Here is a 17,441-nt window from a genome sequence, read left to right as displayed (position 1 = left end):
CGCCACACATAGGCAGTACACAACAGGATTGAAGGAAAACATGATGGGTTCGGTGGCTACAGCGCAGGGCAAGGCTGGCACTTTGATTGAGGCCTTGCCGTGGATTCAGCAGTTTGCTGACACGGTGGTGGTTGTCAAGTACGGCGGCAACGCCATGATCAACGATGAGCTGCGCCGTGCCTTCGCCGAGGATATTGTGTTCATGCACCATGTGGGAATCAAGCCCGTGGTGGTTCACGGTGGTGGGCCGCAGATCAACGCCATGCTCAAGCGCCTGGATATCAAGAGCGAGTTCAAGGGCGGGCTGCGCGTCACCACACCTGAGGCCATGGAAGTTGTCAGGATGGTTCTGACAGGCCAGGTGGGCCGCGAACTGGTGGGCCTGATCAACGAGCACGGCGCCTATGCCGTGGGACTCTCCGGCGAGGACGGCGCGTTGTTGCAGGCTGAGCGGACGGGCACCATTGTGGACGGCCTGCCCGTTGACTTGGGTCTGGTGGGCGAGGTGGTGGGGGTAAACCCCGGCGCCATCTTGGACCTGCTGGAGGCCGGCCGGATCCCGGTGATTTCCACCGTTGCCCCCGAGCTGGGGGACCCCTCAACCGTACTTAACGTCAACGCAGACACGGCCGCGGCAGCCCTGGCCATCGCCTTGCAGGCCTCGCGCCTGGTGATCCTGACCGACGTCAAAGGTCTCTATGCGAACTGGCCGGACAAGTCCTCGCTGCTCAGCGAGCTCAGCGCCAACGACCTGCGTGAGATGCTGCCCCGGCTGGAATCGGGCATGATCCCCAAGATGGGTGCCTGCCTGGCGGCCGTGGACGGAGGAGTGGAACGCGCGGCAGTGGTGGACGGGCGCAGCGCCCACTCGGTGCTGCTGGAACTGATGACATTTGAAGGCAACGGGACCCAAATTTTCCCGGATGAGGATGAGAAATAATGACTGAGGACAAGCAGACAGCAGATCTGCGCAACGCAAACGCTGCGGCCGTCACCGGCACCGGGACCAGCGCCCAGTGGCTGGCCCGCTACAGCGACTCCCTCATGGGCGTCTTTGGCAGCCCCCAGCGGGTGCTGGTGCGCGGCGCCGGCGCCCTGGTCTGGGACGCCGACGGCAAGGAATACCTGGACCTGCTCGGCGGCATCGCCGTCAACGCGCTGGGCCACGCCCACCCCTTTGTCACCTCGGTCATCACCAGCCAGCTTGCCACACTGGGCCACGTCTCCAACTTCTTCACCAGCCCCACCCAGATTGCCCTGGCTGAAAAGCTGCTCCAACTGAGCCAGGCGCCGGAGGGTTCCAAGGTCTTCTTCGCCAACTCCGGCACCGAGGCCAACGAGGCAGCGTTCAAGCTGGCCCGCGCCCATGGCGGTGCGGCCCGCCCCACCATTTTGGCGCTCGAGGGCGGCTTCCACGGCCGCACCATGGGAGCTTTGGCCATGACGGCCAAGCAGGCGTACCGGGAACCGTTTGAGCCCATGCCGGCAGGTGTGCGCCATATTGCCTTTGACGACGTTGACGCCCTGCGCGATGCCATGGATGGGACGGTTGCCGCGCTGGTTATCGAACCCATCCAGGGCGAGGCCGGCGTCCGCCCGCTCTCCGCCGAGTACTTGCAGGCTGCCCGGGAACTGACACGCGAACACGGTGCGCTGTTGATTCTGGACGAGGTCCAGACAGGTGTTGGCCGCACGGGCGATTGGTTCGCCGGCATCGCCGCGGGCATCACCCCCGACGCCATGACCCTGGCCAAAGGTTTGGGTGGCGGGTTCCCCATCGGTGCCATCATCACCTTCGGCGAAGGCCCCTCACAGCTCCTCAGCGCCGGCCAGCACGGCACAACCTTTGGCGGGAACCCCGTGGCAACCGCCGCGGCCCTGGCCACCTTGCACGTATTGGAGTCCGCGCAGGTGCTGGCCAATGTGCGCACTGTCAGCGAAATCTTCGCCCAGGGCATTGCCCCGGTCGACGGCGTCACTGAGGTCCGCGCCTTTGGCCTGCTGATCGGTTTTGACCTGGCAGCACCAGTGGCTGCCGGTGTTGTCAGTGCCGCGCTTGATGCTGGATTCATTGTCAACGCCCCGCGCCCCAACACCGTCCGTTTGGCCCCGCCACTGAACTTGACCGCCGAGCAGGCCCAGTCATTCATCGCAGCACTGCCGTCGCTGATTGCCACAGCTGTGGCAGCGGCGAATCTGGAAGGAAACTAACCATGACCAGGCATTTCCTCATCGACACTGACCTGAGCCCGGCCGAACAGGCTGAGGTGTTGGAGCTGGCTGCGCTTCTAAAGAAGGCACCGTATTCCAAAAACACGTTTGCAGGTGCTGGATCCGGCGCCCAAACGGTGGCAGTGATCTTTGACAAGACTTCCACCCGCACCCGCGTCTCCTTTGCCGCCGGCATTGCGGCTCTGGGCGGAAACCCTCTGATCATCAACCCGGGTGAGGCCCAGATTGGTCACAAGGAATCCGTGAGCGACACCGCCAAGGTCCTTGAGCGCATGGTTTCCACCATCGTGTGGCGCACCTACAGCCAGGCCGGGCTGGAGGAAATGGCCGCCAACTCCAAGGTGCCCGTCATCAACGCCCTCTCCGATGACTACCACCCGTGCCAGCTTCTCGCTGACCTGCTCACCATCAAGGAGCACAAGGGAAACCTGGCGGGGCTGACCATGACCTACCTGGGGGACAGTGCCAACAACATGGCCAACTCCTACCTGCTGGCAGGGGTCACGGCGGGCATGCACGTGCGCATCACCGGACCGGCAGGGTATTTGCCGGCCGACGCCGTCGTGCAGGCCGCCCAGGAATGTGCCCTGCTCACCGGCGGCTCGGTCCTGATCACCACAGATGTGGCCTCGGCCGTTGCCGGTGCCGACGTGCTGGTCACTGACACGTGGGTTTCCATGGGGCAGGAGGATGAAAAGGCCCAGCGCCTGGAGCTGTTCAAGGATTACGCGCTCGACGACGCAGCGCTGGCCCAGGCGGCGCCCGACGCCATTGTGCTGCATTGCCTGCCCGCCTACCGAGGCTATGAGATCGCGGCCTCCGTCATCGACGGGCCGCAGTCAGTGGTGTGGGATGAGGCGGAGAACCGCCTGCACGCCCAAAAGGCCCTCATGGTCTGGCTGGTGGAAAAGTCCGCCGCCGAAGCCGCCAACAGCGAGGCCGGCAGCTAGCCATGTCCAAATCAACGGCTCCCGGGGCAGGAATGCCGGCCACCAAAATTGCCCGGCAGGCACGCGTGCAGGCCTTGCTGACCAACCGTGCCGTGCGTTCACAGGCGGAGTTGGCCAGTTTGCTGGCCGACGACGGTTTGGTGGTGGGCCAGGCAACGCTGTCGCGTGACCTCGTGGAGTTGCGGGCCGTGCGGGTGCGCGGCAAGGACGGGGCCTTGATTTATGCGCTGCCCCCGGAGGGCGGGGACCGCAGCGTGCATTCGGCGTCATCGCAGGAGCTGCTGGACACCCGCCTGATCCGCCTGTGCGGGGAGCTGCTGGTGACGGCGGAGTCCTCGGGCAACATTGCCGTGCTGCGGACCCCGCCGGGAGCCGCAAACTTCCTGGCGCTGGCCATTGACCATTCGGTCATGCCGGCCATACTTGGCACCATCGCCGGGGACGACACCGTCATGGTCATCACCCGGGACCCCCTGGGCGGGGCGGACGTGGCCGAGCGGTTCCTGCAGTTCGCTGCGGAATCCGGTTCCGGAGCGTAGGGCGGGCAACACCGCTGGTTGAGCTTGTCGAGACTCAGGTTTCGACAAGCTCAACCACCGACCAAGCTCAACCACCGAGCCAACTAGCCGCGCTGCACCGTGGCGACCCATTCCTCAATGCCCGCGGCGGTGATGGGGAGCGCATCGGAGATGACCTCGGAGCCTGTGGGCGTAATGAGGACGTTGTCCTCCAGCCGGACGCCGATGCCGCGCAACTCGGGCGGCAGGGTCAGGTCGTGTTCGTGGAAGTACAGGCCCGGCTCCACGGCCAGCACCATTCCGGGCGCCATGGTGGCACCTTGGTAGTCGTCGTGGCTGGACTGGGCGCAGTCGTGCACGTCAAGGCCCAGGTGGTGGCCCACCCCGCACACCAGGTAACGGCGGTGGTGCTGGCCGGCGGGAGACAGGGCCTCATCCACGGAGACCGGCAGCAGCCCCCAATCGTTGAGGCCGTTGGCGATGACCTCCATGCTGGCATGGTGGAAGTCGGTCCACGGCCGTCCCGGCCCCACGGCGGCCAGACCCGCCCGGTGCGATTTTTCCACCAGGTCGTGGACCTGGCGCTGGATGGGGCTGAACGTGCCGGACCCTGGGAACGTGCGCGTCACGTCCGCTGTGTAAAAGCTGTTGGCCTCCACCCCCATGTCCAGCAGCAGCACCTTGTCCTCCAGGACGGTTCCGTCGCAGCGCACCCAGTGCAGGGTGGGTGCGTGCTTGCCGCTGCCAACGATCGTGGCGTAGCCGACGCCGTTCCCGTGCGTGCGGGCGTGCCTGTCAAAGGTGCCCTGCAGCCAGCGTTCCCCGCCGGCCTTGACGGCTGCGGGGATTTCACCCACGACGGCGGCAAAGCCGGACACTGTGTGGTCCACGGCCTCGCGCAGCTGGGCAATTTCCCAGTCGTCCTTGATCATGCGCAGGACTGCCAGGGCACGTCCCAGGTCGCCGCCGGCATCGATCCCGTGGCGGCTGCGCACATCGGAGTCGATGATGCCGGCGGCAAGGGTGCCCGAGCCGGCCCGCATGGCGGCGGTGATGCCGGCGTCGAGCTCGGTCAGGGGCTGCACTTGCAGGGACAGGGCCTGCGCCCAGTCGGAAAAGTCGGGAGCCGAGCCCACCCACATCTCACCGTGGGCTGCGTTGGCGAAGAATTGCGGGTCGCCGGGATAAAACGGCGCCGGAATGAACAGGGTTGCGTCGTGGGATGTGCCGGAGGGGGCCATGACCAGGACGGCACCCTCGATCGCGGCGCCGCTGAGCCAGTAGAAATCCGAATCCGGCCGGAAGTCGTAGTAGGTGTCGTTGGCGCGCACGGGAGCGGTGCCGGCGCCTATTACCAGGGTCTGGCCGGGGAACTGTTCGGAGAGGCGGGAGCGGTGGTGCCCGGCAGCTGTGGCGGCGCCTGCCACCACGGGCGGGGTCCTGTCGGGTGTGCCCCAGCCCTGGCCCATGTACTCGATGAAGGCCGGCACCTTGGCCAGTTTCGGCGGGCGCCGGTCCTCCAGGCCCGGGACCGGCACGGCGGGGGCGGGTGGTGCAATATGTTCTGTCATTGTGGAATTTCCTCTACCGGTCGCGGCTGGTGGCGGCCCCATGCCACAATGGCATGAGGTTGCGTCTTTTGCCTCCATCTTCCCCCGGAATTTGCTTGCATCGCCAGTTCGCCGGCTGCCCGCTTGCGGGGCGGGGGCGGCGCCAATGACGGGCGGGGCGGCGCGCTGTGAATATCTTTTAGTGAGAATGCATAACCATGCATTATGCTTTGAAGTAACGCGAAACAACACTCTGACGAGTTGTACAAAATAGGGAGACACGAACGTGACTGAACGCATTGTATTGGCCTACTCCGGCGGCCTCGACACCTCCGTAGCCATCGGCTGGATCGGCGAAGCAACAGGGGCCGAAGTTATCGCCGTTGCTGTTGACGTTGGACAGGGTGGCGAGTCCCTGGAGGACATCCGCCAGCGCGCCCTGGGCTGCGGCGCCGTGGAAGCCTACGTTGCAGATGCTCGCGACGAATTCGCCAATGAGTACGCCATGCCCACCTTGAAGGCCAACGCCCTCTACCAGGGTCACTACCCCTTGGTTTCGGCCATCTCTCGCCCCGTGATCGTCAAGCACCTGGTCAAGGCCGCCCGCGAGTTCGGCGCCACCACGGTAGCCCACGGCTGCACCGGCAAGGGCAACGACCAGGTCCGCTTTGAAGTGGGCATCCAGACTCTGGGCCCGGACCTGAAGTGCATTGCACCGGTCCGTGACTTGGCCCTGACCCGCGACAAGGCCATTGCCTACGCCGAGGCCAACAACCTGCCGATCGAAACCACCAAGAAGAACCCGTACTCCATTGACCAGAACGTCTGGGGCCGCGCCGTCGAAACCGGCTACCTTGAAGACATCTGGAACGCCCCCACCAAGGACATTTACGACTACACGGCCACCCCGGAATTCCCGCCGGCACCGGACGAGGTCATCATCTCCTTCCACCAGGGTGTCCCCGTTGCCATTGATGGCATCAAGGTTTCCCCGCTGCAGGCCATCCAGGAACTGAACCGCCGCGCCGGCGCACAAGGTGTTGGCCGGATCGACGTCGTTGAGGACCGCCTGGTAGGCATCAAGAGCCGCGAAATCTACGAGGCCCCTGGCGCCATGGCCCTGATCACCGCGCACAAGCACCTCGAGGACATCACGCTTGAGCGTGAGCAGGCCCGTTTCAAGGCAACCGTGAGCCAGCGCTGGGCCGAGCTGGTCTACGACGGCCAGTGGTTCTCCCCGCTGAAGCGTTCCTTGGACGCCTTCATCGAAGATACCCAGAAGTACGTGTCCGGTGACATCCGCATGACCCTGCACGGTGGCCAGGCCATCGTCAACGGCCGCCGTTCCGAGACGTCCCTTTACGACTTTGACCTGGCCACCTACGACACCGGCGATACCTTCGACCAGTCACAGGCCAAGGGCTTCATCGAGCTGTGGGGCATGTCCTCCAAGGTTGCCTCAACCCGCGACCAGCGCGTCCTGGGTCTGTAACCATGGCCCATGGTACGAACGAGGGTGCGCTGTGGGGCGGCCGTTTTCAGGGCGGCCCCGCAGACGCCCTGGCGGCACTGAGCAAGTCAACACACTTTGACTGGCGCCTGGCACTGTATGACATTGCCGGCTCCAAGGCCCATGCCCGTGTTTTGAACACGGCAGGCCTGCTCGACGCCGATGAACTGGCGGGCATGCTCAAGGCGCTCGAGGAGCTCGAAGCCGATGTGAAGTCCGGCGCCTACGGCCCGGCCGACTCCGATGAGGACGTGCACGGCTCCCTGGAACGCGGCCTGATTGAGCGTGCGGGAACGGCTCTGGGCGGCAAGCTCCGCGCCGGCCGTTCACGCAACGACCAGATTGCTACGCTGGGGCGCATGTACCTCCGCGACCACGCCAGAATCATTGCTGCAGGGGTTCTCTCCGTGGTTGATGCCCTGGTGGAGCAGGCCAAGGCACACCACGGTGTTGCCATGCCGGGGCGCACGCATCTCCAGCACGCCCAGCCCATCCTGCTGAGCCACCATTTGCTGGCCCACGCCTGGGCGCTGTTGCGTGATGTGCAGCGCCTGGTCGACTGGGACAAGCGCGCAGCGGTTTCGCCTTACGGTTCAGGCGCTTTGGCGGGGTCCTCGCTGGGACTTGACCCGAACGCCGTCGCACTTGAGCTTGGCTTTGACTCGGCAGCCTGGAACTCCATTGATGGCACCGCCTCCCGCGACGTCTTTGCCGAGTTCGCATGGGTCTGCGCCATGATCGGCGTGGACTTGTCCCGGATCTCCGAGGAAGTCATCCTGTGGGCCACCAAGGAATTCTCCTTTGTGACCTTGCATGATTCCTACTCCACGGGATCCTCGATCATGCCGCAGAAGAAGAACCCGGATGTGGCTGAGCTGGCCCGCGGCAAGGCGGGGCGCCTCATTGGCGACCTGACTGGCCTGCTGGCAACTCTCAAGGGCTTGCCCCTTGCGTACAACAGGGATCTGCAGGAGGACAAGGAGCCCGTCTTTGACGCCGCTGACACCCTTGAGCTCTTGCTCCCTGCCGTGTCGGGCATGATGGCCACATTGGTGTTCAACACCGAGCGCATGGAGTCACTGGCGCCGCAGGGCTTTGCCTTGGCAACCGACATTGCCGAATGGCTTGTCCGCCAGGGTGTGCCGTTCCGCGATGCCCACGAACTCTCCGGCGCTGCTGTGAAGCTTGCCGAGGGCCGTGGCGTGGAGCTGTGGGACCTCAGCGATGCCGAGTATGCAGGCATTTCTGCGCACCTCACACCCGAGGTTCGGACTGTCCTGAGCACCAACGGTTCGCTGAACAGCCGCAATGCCCAGGGCGGCACCGCCCCCTCGGCCGTGTTGGCGCAGCTGGCGGCCCTTGAGGGGCAGCTGGGCGAGGTCAGGGCCTTCCTGGCCTGACCGGCGTCGCACTTCTCAACAGAGCATGAGGAAATGCCCGTATCCATGGTGGATGCGGGCATTTCCTGCTTTATCGCATTTCGGCCTCCCACACCTCGCAAGCTCGGCGCGGGACCCTCGGCCGCTATCGCACAGCAGCCTCCCACACCTCGCAAGCTCGGCGCGGGACCCTCGGCCGCTATGCTGGGGGGCATGACTGATATTTCTAATGCGCAGCTCATGGACCGTCTCAAAGCTGCGGCGGACACGGTGAGCGCAAAGTTGGTGGACTTGAGCGACGACGACGTCCTGGTCCCCACCGATTTGCCCGGGTGGACCCGCGGCCACGTTTTGGCGCATATTGCCCATGTTTCCAATGCCGTGGCACGCCAGGTTGAGTACGCCCTGCGCGGTGAGCTCATTGATTTTTACGACGGCGGCCAGGGCGGGCGGACGCAGGCCATCGAGATGAACGCCGGGCATTCAGCAGAACTGCACCGGGAGTACATCGCCGCCGGGTTCACGCGAGCCCTGGGCGTGCTTGACGGCCTGGACAACGCCCAGTGGGATTTGCCCATCAGCTACCGCAACGGCGTGGTGCGTGACGGCGCCTTGGCGTACTGGCGTGAACTGGTCATCCACTTGGCCGATCTGCAGTTGGGACGCGGGCCCGAGACCTGGTCCAAGGAGTTCTGCCTGTACCTGATCGATTTCCTCAGCGCCAGGGTGCCCGACTCGATCCAGTTGAAGCTGCTGCCGCTGGCGTTGCCGCCCATGACCGTGGGGACGGGTTCGAACACCGTGTCCGTCTCCGGCATGCTGACGGACATCACCGCCTGGCTGTCCGGGCGCACACCCACCATGGGTTCGCTGCGTGCAGAAGCTGCCGCGGATTCAGTGGAACTGCCGGTGCTGCTGCCCTGGCCCTCGGCGTTCCCCGCCAAATAGCCCCACCCTGCTGCCTCGCGAACGGGCAGTAGTTGTTGATGTTTTCCGAAAACATCAACAACTACTGCCCGTTCGATTTTTACGCAGCGGAAGTTGCCTGTGGATAACCGAGAATCGGCCACTTTCCTGCGAAACAATTGGATATGCGCCGAATCCAGCTGCCGCAGCACCTGTACGGAAGATCGTTCACTACCCGCGCTTCCTCCGAAGCAGGGCTGTCCCCGGCGCGCACCCGTGCAAACGATTTGATCCGTGTCTCGAGAGGCATCCTGGTCCCCGCCGGTGTGCCGCTTCAGGGCGCCGCAGCCCTGGCGGCCTACACCGAGGCCAATCCGCTGAGCGTTCTGAGTCACCTATCGGCCGCGCAGCTGTGGAGGATTCCACTGCCGCCCGGGCCCGCCAACGACTGGCGCATCCATCTGGCCAATCCACCCACGGTGGGCGCTCCCAGAAGGGTCAATGTGGTGGGGCACCGGCTGGCGCTTGCCGACGGTGAAATCTGGGAGCTCGACGGCGTCCGTCTCACCAGTCCGGCGCGAACGTGGTTGGACCTCGCCGCATGCCTGTCCCTGAAGGATCTGGTGGCGGCCGGTGATTTTCTGGTGTGCAGCCACGGGCCTGATTTTCCCGTGCCACGGGAGGCGATGTGCCGCGTGGCCGAGCTGGTTCAGGTGGTTGCCCGGCATCACGGCGGTAGGGGCCTGCGCAACGCCCGGCTTGCCCTGGAATTGATTCGCGTTGGCGCCGATTCGCCGCCGGAGACCCTCATGCGACTGGCCCTGGTGGATGCAGGTTTGCCGGAGCCGGAGCTGAATGTTGTGGTGCGCGATCCGGCGGGCCGGCCGCTGATATGGCCCGACGGCGCCTACCGCCAGTACCGGATCAGCCTGCAATACGACGGCGGCCACCACAACACCCCGGACCAGTACTTGCGCGATATCCGCCGTCTGGAGACCAGCCGAGCCCTTGGATGGGAAGAAATCCGAGTATCCCTTGACGACCTCCGTGGCGACAAGCCTGCGGTGGTTCGAAAGGTTGCCGACGCCTTACGCGCCCGGGGCTGGCGCCCCCGCTGACCCTCGCCTGCCGAACGGGCAGTAGTTGTTGATGTTGACGCGAAACATCAACAACTACTGCCCGTTCGGCAGGCTGGCGGCACGCCACAGGTGCAAGGTTGCGTAGGACCGCCACGGCCGCAACGGTTCTGCCATGCGCGCCAGCTCGGCCGCCTTGATGGTGCGGGCTTGAGCGAGAGTGTCTCCGCGCAGCAGCCCGTAGCCGTTGCGGACGGCAGAGTCGCCGGGCAGGAAAATGTCGTTGCTGGCGAGCACCCGCATCGCCACATAGCCCACCGTCCAAGGGCCGATGCCGGGGATGGGGAGCAACTTCTCGGCTAAGGAATCCTGCGTATCCACGGGGCCGAGCTGCAGAGAACCCTCTGCCAGCATCCGGGCCACGGCAACGATGGAGTCGATCCGGCGTTGCGGGCCGCGCAGGATGTCCCTGCCACCGGCCGCTAGCTCAGGTGGCGTGGGGAAGAAATGGGTCATTGAACCATGCGGCAGGCGGCTTGGTGTGCTTAGTGCCACCAGCTGGTTGAGAGCCGTGCGTGCTGCTGCCACGGTGATCTGCTGGCCCACCATTGCCCGTATCAAGATTTCCGCCGGGTCCACACAGCCGGGAAGCCGGATCCCGGGCAGCAAGGCAATCCGCCCAGCCAGCAAGGGATGGGTGCCCAAAGCCGCATCGGCGGCCAGAGGGTCGTGGTCCAGGTTGAACAAATGCCGCACCTTGCTGAGCAAGATGGGTGCGTCCGCGGGATCCTCGAGCGCATGGTCCAGCCACAAGGCACTGCCATCCCACGCAACATGGAACCAGCCGTGGCCGCCGGGCAACAGCAAGGTACGCGCGTAACTGCAGGAATCGGCCTCCTCAACGCCCGCCACGGCGCGGGCTGCCAGGAAGTCAAAGATGCCCGGCTCAAACGGGGGAGTGAATTCCAATGCAACGGCCATAAAAACATCCTCCCATGCCAATTCGCCGGCGGCGGCACCCTGCTAGCGTGGGTCCATGAGCACGCCCATGGACCTCCTTGAACTCCTCCAAAGACCTGCCACGGAGGTGGCGCCCTACCTGCTGGGCGCCTTGGTGAGGCATGAAAGTCCGCAAGGGCCCGTCGTCGTCCGGCTGAGCGAGGTGGAAGCCTATTTGGGCCCGGCGGATTCAGCAGATCCGGACCCGGGGGCGCACAGTTACCGGGGCAAGACCAACCGCAACGCCGTCATGTTCGGCCCGCCCGGACACCTCTACGTGTACTTCACGTACGGCATGCACTTTTGCGCCAACCTGGTGTGCTGCCCGGAGGGGACATCCTCCGGATGCCTCATGCGGGCAGGTGAAATCGTTGAGGGCCTGGAGTTGGCACGCTCGCGCCGCCCCACCGCCAAGAACGACGCCGAGCTGGCGCGGGGCCCAGCCCGGCTCGCCAAAGCCATGGGATTTGGTCGCGAACACAACGGTTTGGGTGCGCTCCAGGGCGAAGTCTCGGTGACCTTGCCGGACACGCCCGCCAAAAATGTCATGTCCGGCCCGCGGGTGGGCATCAGCGGGCCCGGAGGCACCGCTGACTACCCGTGGCGGTTCTGGATCGACGGCGATCCCACCGTCTCGGCGTTCAAGCCGGGAGTGGTGCGCACTCCGCGTCGGCCCGCGCCAATTGCTCCGAGAACTCAATAAGTTCCGTCACCTCAGGCAGCAGATCCGCGGGGGTGAGCCGGTGAACCAGGCCCGAGCGCGACGCCGGCCACTCGTGTTCCAGCAGTGAGTACACGCTGGTGTCAACGCGGGAGCCGTCATGGCCGTGCCGGTATCCGCGCAGCACACCTTCCAACGTGGCGCCCAGCTTCACAATGGCGGCGGCGCTGCGAACGTTGCGCACATCGCAGCGCAACGTGACCCGGTGCACCAGAAGTTCCTCAAAGGCAAAGGTCAGCAGCGCCAGTTTCGAGGACGCATTGACGTTGCGGCCCCAGTAGTTGCGGCCAAAAAATGTCATGCCCAATTCAACCCGTGACTGCTCCGGCACAAAGTCGTAGAGGCTGGTGGTACCCGCCACGGTGCCGGTCTCATCATCAATCACGGCAAAGGCAATGATGGAAGGATCGGCAATCCGGGTGGCAAAGAGCCTTTCCAGGGCACGCTTGGACGTTGGCCGTTCCGAGGCCATCCCTGCCCACATGTCTACATCAATGTAGGGGTACAAATCTGCCGCGTGACGACGCCGTAACGGCACAAGCCGGACACCGTGTCCGGGGAGTGAAATGTTGTGTTGCACGGAAGATATATAAGCACCTTTTTGGGCATCCGAAAAGCCCCTCTTTTCAAGGCTGTACCGTAGAGCTGTGAACCAGAATTTCAACACCCCTGCCCAGAGCCCCAAAAACCCCGAAAACACGGGAGTTGCAGCCACTATCAACGGCCTCTGCGCCACCGTCGTGGACTACCCTTCGGAGGGAATTGTTTTCAAAGATTTAACCCCCGTGTTTGCTGACGGTGCGGCCCTGAAAGAGGTGGTGGATGCCATCGTGGAAAAATTCGCCGGGACGTTCGACGCCGTGGCCGGAGTGGAGGCCCGCGGCTTCCTGCTGGCAGCTGCCGCAGCCTACGCCACAGGAACCGGTGTCATCACCATCCGCAAGGCCGGAAAACTGCCCCGCGAGGTGTACGCGCAGAACTATTCACTTGAGTACGGTGAGGCGACCTTGGAACTGCACCAAGATGACGTTCCTGCTGGCACGCGTGTGTTAATTCTCGACGACGTGCTCGCTACGGGAGGCACGCTGGGCGCCGCTGCTGCCTTGCTTGAGCGCACAGGTGCCCACGTGGCCGGCATCGGCGTGGTGCTCGAAATTGATGCCCTGCCGGGCCGGGCAAATCTGGCAGTCCACAACGTGGTGTCCCTGCTGCACGTCTAACCCACCCCCAAAAAAGGTGCAGGGCCGGCCGTGCTGGCAAGCCCGTACTAGAGCCCGTACTAGAAAAAAACTGTGCGTTTCTGCTCACAGCTGCCAGCACCGGAGCGTCCCACGGGATAGACTAGACGGTCCGCCTTTTGGCGGTATGCCTTACATTTCAGGAGTCTTGCATGTATGACCACGAGTTGGCCCAGGAACGTAACTATGTTGACGGTCTCTACTCCCGCTTGGACGAACTTCGAGCCGAAAAAGTAGAGCAATTGGCGGACGTGCGCCGTGCCAAATCCATGGGCACGCACCAGAACCGCTCCGAACGCGACGCTTTTGCCACGCTCTATGAGAACCGTCTGGCGCAGCTGAACGCAGTGGATGACAAGCTGGTGTTTGGCCGCCTCGACCTGGAATCGGGCGAGAACCGCTACATTGGCCGCATTGGGCTCTCCACTGCGGATCTGCGCCAGCTCATGGTTGACTGGCGTGCTCCTGAAGCCGGCACTTTCTACCAGGCCACTGCCTTTGAGCGCATGGGCGTGCGCCGACGTCGTCATCTCATCCTCCAAGGCCGCAACGTCAAGGCCATCGAGGACGACGTCCTGGACCACACCATGCTGGTCGACGGCGAGCACCTCCAGGGTGAAGGGGCCCTCCTGGCTGCCTTGAATTCCAAGCGCACGGGCCGCATGAATGACATTGTTGGCACCATCCAGTCCGAGCAGGACAGGATTATCCGTTCACCACTGAGCGGCGCCTTGGTAGTTCAGGGCGGACCGGGCACGGGCAAGACGGCCGTGGCCCTGCACCGTGCCGCGTACCTGCTCTACACGCACCGCGAACGTCTCCAATCGGCCGGCGTGCTGCTGGTGGGCCCCTCCAACGCGTTCATGAAATACATTGAGCGCGTGCTGCCGTCCCTGGGTGAAACCGGTGTAGTCATGGCCAGCCTTGGTCAGTTGCTGCCCGGCATCACCGCCACGGCTCCCGAGACTCCCGAGGTTTCGCTGCTCAAGGGCCGGATCGAGATGACCCAGGTCATTGCCAACGCCGTGGCCAACCGCCAGCGCCTGCCGCACCAGGATGTGAGGCTCGACGTCGAAGGCACCCGTTTGGTGCTCACCGTGCGCCAGGTGCGCCGCGCCAGGGACAGGGCCCGCGCCTTGGGCAAGCCGCACAACGAGGCGCGCGTAACATTCGTCAAGACGCTCCTGGGCGAGTTGACCACCCAACTGCGCGAGCACATCGAGGAAAACAGTGCCGGCAACACGGCCGACAGGTCCTACCTGGCCGACGATGTGCGCGGTTCACGCGACGTCCGGGTCATGCTGAACCTGTGCTGGATGCCCATGAGCCCGCAAAAGCTTGTCCGCGACATGTTCAGCAAGCCCGAAATCCTCAAGGCCGTCACCCCCAACCTCACGGATGCAGAGCGGGCTTTGTTGGCGCGCCCGGCCAATGCGCCATGGAGCGAGTCCGATATTCCGCTGCTCGATGAGGCCGCGGAATTGCTTGGAGACCTGGATGAGACGGGCGGCCGGGCCGAGGCCGCCGCGGATGCACAGCGCAAGCGTGATCTCGTTAACGCTGAAAAGGCCATCTCCAACATGAACCAGCAGTTGGAAGATTCGGGTGTGGATGGCATGCTGACTGCCGAGCAGCTGGCCGACTTCAACGTGGTGGAGGGGGAGCGCCTGAGCAATGCTGAGCGTGCCCTGACCGATCGGACCTGGGCGTACGGCCATGTGGTGGTTGACGAGGCCCAGGAGCTCTCGCCCATGCAATGGCGTCTGTTGGTGCGCCGTTGCCCCGTGAAATCCTTCACCATTGTGGGCGACATTGCCCAGACAAGTTCTGCAGCAGGTGCCATTTCCTGGCAGCAGGCGCTGACCCCGTTCATGGGGGAACGCTGGAACTTGGAAGAACTCAGCGTCAACTACCGCACGCCCATCCAGATCGCCGAGGCAGCGGTGCGGATGGCGAACGCTGCCGGCCAGATTGTGTCAGCCCCCAAGGCCGTGCGCGACGGCGAATGGGAACCTTTGGTTGACCTGGTCTCACCTGACGCTGTGGTGGCGCAGGTCGTAGCCGTCATGGAGGAAGAGTCCACGGCAGTTGCCGGTGGCCTGGTGGCCGTCATTGCCCCCACATCCCTGGTCGCAGAAACCGCCGCCGCGTTGCGCGCCGTGTACGGGCACCGCGTGGGCCACGGAGCAGGTTCCGTGGAACAGAACATTGTGGTCATTGATCCTCATGAGGCCAAGGGCCTGGAATTTGATGGTGTGGTGATTGTGGAACCGGCGGCACTGCTGGCTGGTGCCGGCGGCCGCGTTGGTGACCTTTATGTGGCCATGACGCGCCCCACCCAGCGCCTTCGCCTGATCAGCTCCGAGCCATTGCCAGTAGGAATCGAAAAGTAGCAACGGCCTCTACGCCTGCGGGACCCGTGCTTGAAGCGCGGGTCCCGCAATCATTAAAGGACTGCTGCGCTGTCCTGTGCAGGCACGGCGGGACTCACGGCGGGCACGAATCGAAAGAAACGCCGTCGTACTGGTAATTTTGGAGCGTGTCTTTGCAAACTGAACTCCGCGCCCCCGAGAACGACTCCAGCTTCGCCAATGTTTGGCAGGAGCTCAAGTGGCGAGGCCTGGTCCAGGTCTCCACCGACGAGGCAGCCCTTGAAGAGCTGCTCGCCGGCGAGCCGATCACGTACTATTGTGGCTTCGACCCCACCGCCCCCAGCCTGCACCTGGGCAATCTGGTCCAGCTGCTGACCATGCGTCGCATGCAGTTGGCCGGTCACAAGCCGCTGGGTTTGGTGGGCGGTTCCACTGGTTTGGTGGGGGATCCGCGTCCCACGGCGGAACGCACCATGAACTCGAAAGAGACGGTCTCCGAGTGGGTTGGCTACCTGCAGGGCCAGGTGCAGCGCTTCCTGTCCTTCGAGGGTGAGAATGCGGCCCGCATGGTCAACAACCTCGACTGGACGGCGCCCATGAGCGCCATCGATTTCCTGCGCGACATTGGCAAGTACTTCCGGGTCGGCACCATGATCAAAAAGGACATTGTTGCCTCACGCCTGAACTCGGACGAGGGCATCAGCTACGCCGAATTCAGCTACCAGATCCTGCAGGGCATGGACTACCTGGAACTGTTCCGCCAGTACGGCTGTGTTCTGCAGCAGGGTGGCTCCGATCAGTGGGGCAACCTGACCAGCGGCACAGACCTGATCCGCAAGGTTGAAGGCGCCTCCGTCCACGCGCTGGGCACACCGTTGATCACCAACTCCGATGGCACCAAGTTCGGCAAGAGCGAGGGCAACGCCATCTGGCTCGACGCCGCCATGTGCAGCCCGTTCGACATGTACCAGTTCTGGCTCAACACCGCAGATGCTGATGTGGTGGACCGTCTGAAGGTGTTCACCTTCCTTAGCCGCAAGGAAATCGCTTCCATTGCCGATGCTGTTGCGCAGAAGCCGCAGGCCCGCGAAGGCCAGCGCACCCTTGCCTTCCAGGTGACGTCCCTGGTGCATGGCGTGGACGCCACCTTAAAGGTTATTGCCGCATCCGCTGCCTTGTTCGGCCAGGGCGAGTTGGCCGAACTGGATCTTGCAACCTTGGAATCGGCAACTCGTGAATTGCCGCGCGCAGCTGCTCCGGCTGCCGGCTTGGGCATTGTTGAACTGCTGGTTGCTTCAGGACTGTCCAAGACGAATTCAGAAGCCCGCCGCACAGTGGGGGAGGGTGGTGCCTACGTGAACAATGCCAAGGTCACCGATCTTGATGCTGTTCTTGGTGCATCCGAGGCATTGCATGGCAAGTACCTGCTGGTGCGCCGCGGCAAGCGCACCCTAGCCATGGTGGAACTCGCAAGCTGACGTTCACCGAACGTTTCACAGGGCCCACGCCCGCAGGGTTCCCTGGCCGAGGTACGAGGCTAGGGTGCGGGTGGGGATGCCCGCCCCCGATTTGCATTGGGGGCGGGCACCAGTGTATTGTTCTATCTGTTGCTTGCACAAGGTTGAGCCGCTTCGAGAGAAGCACCGACTCCCATCTTGCAGGAAACCAAACCAAAAAATTCTTGAACAATACATTCGTCTCTTCGATTCGAATTGTTTATTGAAATATAGGTTTGCAGAATTAATAAAGTGACCACCCGCACAAAATGCGGATTGGACAAATGAATTCTGATGAAATAACATTGAAACATCACGTCGACGAAAACAAATTGTGAAAAACAGTTTGGAATTACTCGAATTGTAATTGTTGTTTGAGAACTCAATAGTGTGCCAAGTTTTATTGATACCAATTTATTTATATTGAATTGGTTATTTGGTTTTGTTGTTGCCGCCCCTGTGGTGATGACGGAACCGTTTAGCTGGTTTCGAAT

The 17,441-nt window shown here is 63.5% G+C and carries 16 protein-coding genes; 12 read left to right on the top strand and 4 right to left on the bottom strand.

Going from position 1 to position 17,441, the window contains the following annotated elements; genetic code table 11:
* The first annotated feature begins 43 nt into the window (after positions 1-43).
* The 4 genes from argB to CVS28_RS12780 are packed head-to-tail and all read left to right on the top strand — an operon-like array spanning position 44 to position 3,721.
* The gene (argB, locus tag CVS28_RS12795; protein WP_103481766.1) at positions 44-940 is read left to right on the top strand and encodes an acetylglutamate kinase; all 897 of its coding nucleotides are present in this window, start codon (positions 44-46) and stop codon (positions 938-940) included.
* A complete protein-coding gene (locus tag CVS28_RS12790) occupies positions 940-2,211 on the top strand; it encodes an acetylornithine transaminase (RefSeq protein WP_103466466.1) in 1,272 nt (423 codons plus the stop codon). Before argB ends, CVS28_RS12790 begins: the two co-directional genes overlap by 1 nt.
* A 2-nt stretch (positions 2,212-2,213) precedes the next feature.
* Entirely contained in the window at positions 2,214-3,182 is a 969-nt protein-coding gene (argF, locus tag CVS28_RS12785) for an ornithine carbamoyltransferase (protein ID WP_103481765.1), read from the top strand.
* A 2-nt stretch (positions 3,183-3,184) separates the two neighbouring features.
* Entirely contained in the window at positions 3,185-3,721 is a 537-nt protein-coding gene (locus tag CVS28_RS12780; RefSeq protein ID WP_103466470.1) for an arginine repressor, read from the top strand.
* 83 nt (positions 3,722-3,804) lie between these two features.
* Here CVS28_RS12780 and CVS28_RS12775 read toward each other — a convergent pair whose 3' ends face one another.
* Complete coding sequence (locus tag CVS28_RS12775) at positions 3,805-5,271, bottom strand: aminopeptidase P family protein (RefSeq protein WP_103481764.1); 1,467 nt, start codon at positions 5,269-5,271, stop codon at positions 3,805-3,807.
* Between the two features lie 265 nt (positions 5,272-5,536).
* Here CVS28_RS12775 and CVS28_RS12770 point away from each other — a divergent pair, with 265 nt between their 5' ends.
* The 4 genes from CVS28_RS12770 to CVS28_RS12755 all read left to right on the top strand — a co-directional run bounded on the left by CVS28_RS12770 (position 5,537) and on the right by CVS28_RS12755 (position 10,163).
* Positions 5,537-6,742 carry an argininosuccinate synthase gene (locus CVS28_RS12770; RefSeq protein WP_103466472.1) on the top strand — a complete coding sequence of 402 codons (1,206 nt, stop codon included), beginning with the start codon at positions 5,537-5,539 and terminating at the stop codon, positions 6,740-6,742.
* 2 nt (positions 6,743-6,744) lie between these two features.
* Positions 6,745-8,160, top strand: a complete 1,416-nt coding sequence (gene argH / locus CVS28_RS12765; RefSeq protein WP_103481763.1) for an argininosuccinate lyase — start codon at positions 6,745-6,747, stop codon at positions 8,158-8,160.
* Positions 8,161-8,352: 192 nt separating this feature from the next.
* A complete protein-coding gene (locus tag CVS28_RS12760) occupies positions 8,353-9,087 on the top strand; it encodes a maleylpyruvate isomerase family mycothiol-dependent enzyme (RefSeq protein ID WP_103481762.1) in 735 nt (244 codons plus the stop codon).
* Between the two features lie 143 nt (positions 9,088-9,230).
* Complete coding sequence (locus CVS28_RS12755) at positions 9,231-10,163, top strand: hypothetical protein (RefSeq protein WP_103481761.1); 933 nt, start codon at positions 9,231-9,233, stop codon at positions 10,161-10,163.
* Positions 10,164-10,217: 54 nt separating this feature from the next.
* On the opposite strand, the gene CVS28_RS12750 is transcribed toward CVS28_RS12755, so the two are convergent.
* Positions 10,218-11,102: a DNA-3-methyladenine glycosylase family protein gene (locus tag CVS28_RS12750; RefSeq protein WP_103481760.1), complete on the bottom strand. Its 885-nt coding sequence runs from the start codon at positions 11,100-11,102 to the stop codon at positions 10,218-10,220.
* Between the two features lie 55 nt (positions 11,103-11,157).
* Here CVS28_RS12750 and CVS28_RS12745 point away from each other — a divergent pair, with 55 nt between their 5' ends.
* Positions 11,158-11,823: a DNA-3-methyladenine glycosylase gene (locus CVS28_RS12745; protein WP_103466476.1), complete on the top strand. Its 666-nt coding sequence runs from the start codon at positions 11,158-11,160 to the stop codon at positions 11,821-11,823.
* Here CVS28_RS12745 and CVS28_RS12740 read toward each other — a convergent pair.
* On the bottom strand, positions 11,762-12,421 hold the full coding sequence (locus tag CVS28_RS12740; protein WP_165788150.1) for a GNAT family N-acetyltransferase: 660 nt from the start codon (positions 12,419-12,421) through the stop codon (positions 11,762-11,764). The two genes, CVS28_RS12745 and CVS28_RS12740, sit on opposite strands and share 62 nt — an antisense overlap.
* Before the next feature lie 136 nt (positions 12,422-12,557).
* On the opposite strand from CVS28_RS12740, the gene CVS28_RS12735 reads away from it, so the two are divergent.
* From CVS28_RS12735 to tyrS, 3 genes are all read left to right on the top strand, one after another.
* Positions 12,558-13,061: an adenine phosphoribosyltransferase gene (locus CVS28_RS12735; RefSeq protein ID WP_103481840.1), complete on the top strand. Its 504-nt coding sequence runs from the start codon at positions 12,558-12,560 to the stop codon at positions 13,059-13,061.
* A gap of 170 nt (positions 13,062-13,231) precedes the next feature.
* Positions 13,232-15,472: a HelD family protein gene (locus CVS28_RS12730; RefSeq protein WP_103481758.1), complete on the top strand. Its 2,241-nt coding sequence runs from the start codon at positions 13,232-13,234 to the stop codon at positions 15,470-15,472.
* Between the two features lie 146 nt (positions 15,473-15,618).
* Positions 15,619-16,929 (top strand): tyrosine--tRNA ligase, encoded by a 1,311-nt coding sequence (gene tyrS, locus CVS28_RS12725; RefSeq protein WP_103481757.1) that lies wholly within the window; start codon positions 15,619-15,621, stop codon positions 16,927-16,929.
* A 122-nt stretch (positions 16,930-17,051) separates the two neighbouring features.
* On the opposite strand, the gene CVS28_RS19945 is transcribed toward tyrS, so the two are convergent.
* The coding region (locus CVS28_RS19945; RefSeq protein WP_207797206.1) for a hypothetical protein at positions 17,052-17,441 on the bottom strand (390 nt) is incomplete at its 5' end.

This window comes from Arthrobacter glacialis (assembly GCF_002909415.1).
In the GTDB taxonomy this organism is placed as follows: domain Bacteria; phylum Actinomycetota; class Actinomycetes; order Actinomycetales; family Micrococcaceae; genus Specibacter; species Specibacter glacialis.
This window is presented reverse-complemented; position numbering and strand designations above follow the sequence as displayed.

What these genes read in the sequence shown, in the direction of transcription:
- argB (WP_103481766.1), top strand. Translation starts at nt 44, where the DNA reads ATGGGTTCGGTGGCTACAGCGCAGGGCAAGGCTGGCACTTTGATTGAG.
- CVS28_RS12790 (WP_103466466.1), top strand. Translation starts at nt 940, where the DNA reads ATGACTGAGGACAAGCAGACAGCAGATCTGCGCAACGCAAACGCTGCG.
- argF (WP_103481765.1), top strand. Translation starts at nt 2,214, where the DNA reads ATGACCAGGCATTTCCTCATCGACACTGACCTGAGCCCGGCCGAACAG.
- CVS28_RS12780 (WP_103466470.1), top strand. Translation starts at nt 3,185, where the DNA reads ATGTCCAAATCAACGGCTCCCGGGGCAGGAATGCCGGCCACCAAAATT.
- CVS28_RS12775 (WP_103481764.1), bottom strand. Translation starts at nt 5,271, where the DNA reads ATGACAGAACATATTGCACCACCCGCCCCCGCCGTGCCGGTCCCGGGC.
- argH (WP_103481763.1), top strand. Translation starts at nt 6,745, where the DNA reads ATGGCCCATGGTACGAACGAGGGTGCGCTGTGGGGCGGCCGTTTTCAG.
- CVS28_RS12760 (WP_103481762.1), top strand. Translation starts at nt 8,353, where the DNA reads ATGACTGATATTTCTAATGCGCAGCTCATGGACCGTCTCAAAGCTGCG.
- CVS28_RS12755 (WP_103481761.1), top strand. Translation starts at nt 9,231, where the DNA reads ATGCGCCGAATCCAGCTGCCGCAGCACCTGTACGGAAGATCGTTCACT.
- CVS28_RS12750 (WP_103481760.1), bottom strand. Translation starts at nt 11,102, where the DNA reads ATGGCCGTTGCATTGGAATTCACTCCCCCGTTTGAGCCGGGCATCTTT.
- CVS28_RS12745 (WP_103466476.1), top strand. Translation starts at nt 11,158, where the DNA reads ATGAGCACGCCCATGGACCTCCTTGAACTCCTCCAAAGACCTGCCACG.
- CVS28_RS12730 (WP_103481758.1), top strand. Translation starts at nt 13,232, where the DNA reads ATGTATGACCACGAGTTGGCCCAGGAACGTAACTATGTTGACGGTCTC.